This window comes from Siphonobacter sp., from assembly GCF_048595215.1.
Taxonomy (GTDB): Bacteria; Bacteroidota; Bacteroidia; order Cytophagales; family Spirosomataceae; genus Siphonobacter.
In genome coordinates, this window is the sequence record NZ_JBMDWJ010000324.1 from 1 (window position 1) to 3,121 (window position 3,121).

Genomic DNA, 3,121 nt, shown 5'->3' on the forward strand with positions numbered 1-3,121 from the left:
AACCCGAATTTGAAATGGGAAACCACGACGCAAACCAACCTGGGTCTGGACTTCGGGTTTTTCCAGGAACGCCTCCGCTTATCCGTGGATTACTACCGCAAAAACACCAACGATTTGTTGGCCCGCGTACCCTTGCCAAGCTCCTCGGGTTATACCGAACAGGTACAAAACCTGGGTACCATTCGCAATCAGGGCGTGGAACTGGACCTGGGTGGAAACATCCTGACCGGTAATTTTAAGTGGGATGCGAGCCTGAATTTTGCTGCCAACCGTAACAAAGTAATCAAACTGGCCGGGGGTAGTGATGTGTTCGGAAATTCACTCGATATTCCACTGAACGTTTCGGTAAACCTGATTCGGGAAGGCGAGCCCGTTGGGGTTTTCTTTGGCTACGTGGAAGATGGACTGACGGAAACGGGAGCGATTCGCTACAAGGATCTCGACGGTAACGGTACCCTCAACAACCTGGATCGTACCATTATCGGTAATCCCAATCCGGATTTTATCTACGGCTTTACCAATAATTTCTCCTACAAAAACTTCACGCTGAACGTGTTTTTGCAGGGCATTCAGGGAGCGGATATTTTCAACTTTAACCTGTCGAATCAGGCCAACGCCTTCAACTTCGGTGAAAATCAGGTACGCAGCTCGCTGGATCGCTGGACGACGGAAAACCCCAATCCGGCGGCGAAAAACCCGAAAGTCAGCATTGGCTCTACGTTCCGGGAATCCAACCGCTTCGTGGAGGATGGCTCCTTTTTACGGTTGAAAAACATTCGTCTGGCCTACACCCTGCCGTTGACGAAGTGGAGCGTCAACTGGTTAAAATCCGCCCAGATTTACGTAAGCGGACAGAACCTGCTGACCTTCACCAAGTACTCCTGGTACGATCCCGAAGTGAGTAGCCGGGGTGGAGCGGCCTCCATTACGGTCGGTATCGATCAGACTAGTTATCCCGTTGCCAAAACCTATACCTGCGGCGTAAGCCTTGCCTTTTAATGCTAAGCCCAACTGCTATGAAAAAGATACTTTGCGTACTAGCGGCTTTAACAGCCCTTGGTTCCTGCCAGAAGACCTTACAGGAAGTGCCGGTCGACCGCCTGACCGAAGAGAACTTTTATCAAACCCCAACGGACGCCCGTTCTGCGGTCTATTCCATTTACGATGCCTTACGGGGAGTCGGGTATTACGGAATGGTCTATCTGCTGGAACAGGAAGCGAACACGGACTACGCCAATGGTCGCGGCTCGTATGCCTTCATCAGTGAGTATCAGGGACTGGACGGTACCAACATCGGACGGGTAGAAGGGGTGTGGTCGCAGGCGTACCGGGCCATTCTTCGGTCCAACATTGCACTCGAACGCATTCCGGCCATTGCCATGGATGAAACTGAGAAAAAGGGTCTGCTCGCCGAAGCCCGGTTCTTGCGGGCACTGGTGTATTACGATCTGGTCCGCAACTGGGGTGGGGTACCGATCCGTACCTCGACTACGGCTTCCAATGACGTACCCCGTTCGTCGGTCGATGAGGTGTATAAACTCATTCTGGAGGATCTAACGGCTGCCGAAACCGACCTGCCCGCGACGCCCGCCGTGGCGGGACGGGCGACGAGCTGGGCCGCGAAAACGCTGTTGGCCGATGTGTACCTGACGCGTCAGAACTGGACCCAGGCCCGGGATAAAGCCAAGGAAGTCATGGATGGTAAGGCTTACTCGCTGGTGCCGGTGACGACGGTAGCTGATTTCGAGAAGATCTACGGAGCAACAGTAACGACGAGTTCGGAGGATATTTTCTCGTTGAAGTATTCCTCCACGGGTGGGCAGGGTTTCCAGTACCTGCTGTACATTCATGCGGAAAATACGCAGTACTCACCACCGGGCTTCCGCACCATCTACGCCCGTCAGACCTTTCCGCTGATTGCCAACTGGGATGCGAAGGATTTACGAAAAGAGTTTAATATTTACGGACAGTACGTCAACCGAACCACGGGCCAGATCGTGACCTTACCCGCTAACGAACCGTACCAGTTCCGGAAGTTCAAAGATCCAGCTTCAGTAGCGGCGAATGCCAGTGGCAACGATTTACCCCTGTTCCGGTACGCCGACGTCTTACTGATTTATGCCGAAGCGGCGAGTCAGGCCGCTGGCGGTCCCACGCCCGAGGCGTATCAGGCGGTCAATCAGGTCCGTCGCCGGGCCTACGGAGCGGACATCGCAACGGCCAACGCCGCCATCGATTACGCTGGACTGAGTGCTCAGGCCTTTCGGGAGGCGGTGCTACAGGAACGGGCCTACGAATTTATGATTGAAGGCAAGCGGTGGAATGACATGAAACGACTGGGCGTCGATCAGGTGAAGGCCCTCGTCCAGAAAGCCAAGGGTAAGACGATGAAAGATAGTCACGTGCTTTGGCCCATTCCAAAAGCTGAACTCGACAACAACGGGGCGATTAACGCCGAAGACCAAAATCCGGGTTATTAATGTAGACTTCTGACCCGGAGGATAAGCTCCGGGTCTTTGAATTTGCTTGAAGCTATGATGAAAAAAACGATTGGATGGGCCTTTTTCCTACTGACGATGAGCCGTCTGGCCATTGCCCAAAATGCTTCCTATGACATTTGTATTTACGGGGGTACTTCCGCGGGAGTCATTGCGGCGTATACGGCCAAAAAAATGGGTAAAACGGTGGTGCTCATCGAGCCGGGCCGCCATTTGGGTGGTATGAGTTCAGGCGGGCTGGGTTATACGGACATTGGCAATAAGTACGCCATTACGGGCCTGGCGAATGACTTTTACCGCCGCATCGGTCAGCACTACGGAAAATTTGAACAGTGGATTTTCGAACCCAGCGTGGCCGAAAATTTATTCAAAGCGTATTGTAAACGGGGCGACGTTCCGGTGTTATACGAACACCGACTCGCCAGTGTCAAAAAGACAAACAACGTGATTAATCAAATCACGTTGGAAAAAACGAATCAGCCCTCGGCGGCAACCAACCGGACGATTCAGGCTAAAATGTTCATCGATTGTTCCTACGAAGGCGATTTGATGGCCAAGGCGGGCGTTTCGTACGTGGTCGGACGGGAAGCCAACAGTCGGTACAACGAAACGTTCAACGGCGT

The 3,121-nt window shown here is 53.1% G+C and carries 3 protein-coding genes; all 3 read left to right on the forward strand.

From position 1 onward, the window contains the following. Positions 1–999, forward strand: a 999-nt coding sequence (locus ACOJTG_RS20325) for a TonB-dependent receptor domain-containing protein (RefSeq protein ID WP_420155493.1), incomplete at its 5' end; no start/stop codon positions are given. A gap of 17 nt (positions 1,000–1,016) precedes the next feature. After that, complete coding sequence (locus ACOJTG_RS20330; protein ID WP_420155494.1) at positions 1,017–2,480, forward strand: RagB/SusD family nutrient uptake outer membrane protein; 1,464 nt, start codon at positions 1,017–1,019, stop codon at positions 2,478–2,480. 96 nt (positions 2,481–2,576) lie between these two features. Then, the coding region (locus ACOJTG_RS20335) for an FAD-dependent oxidoreductase (protein WP_420155495.1) at positions 2,577–3,121 on the forward strand (545 nt) is incomplete at its 3' end.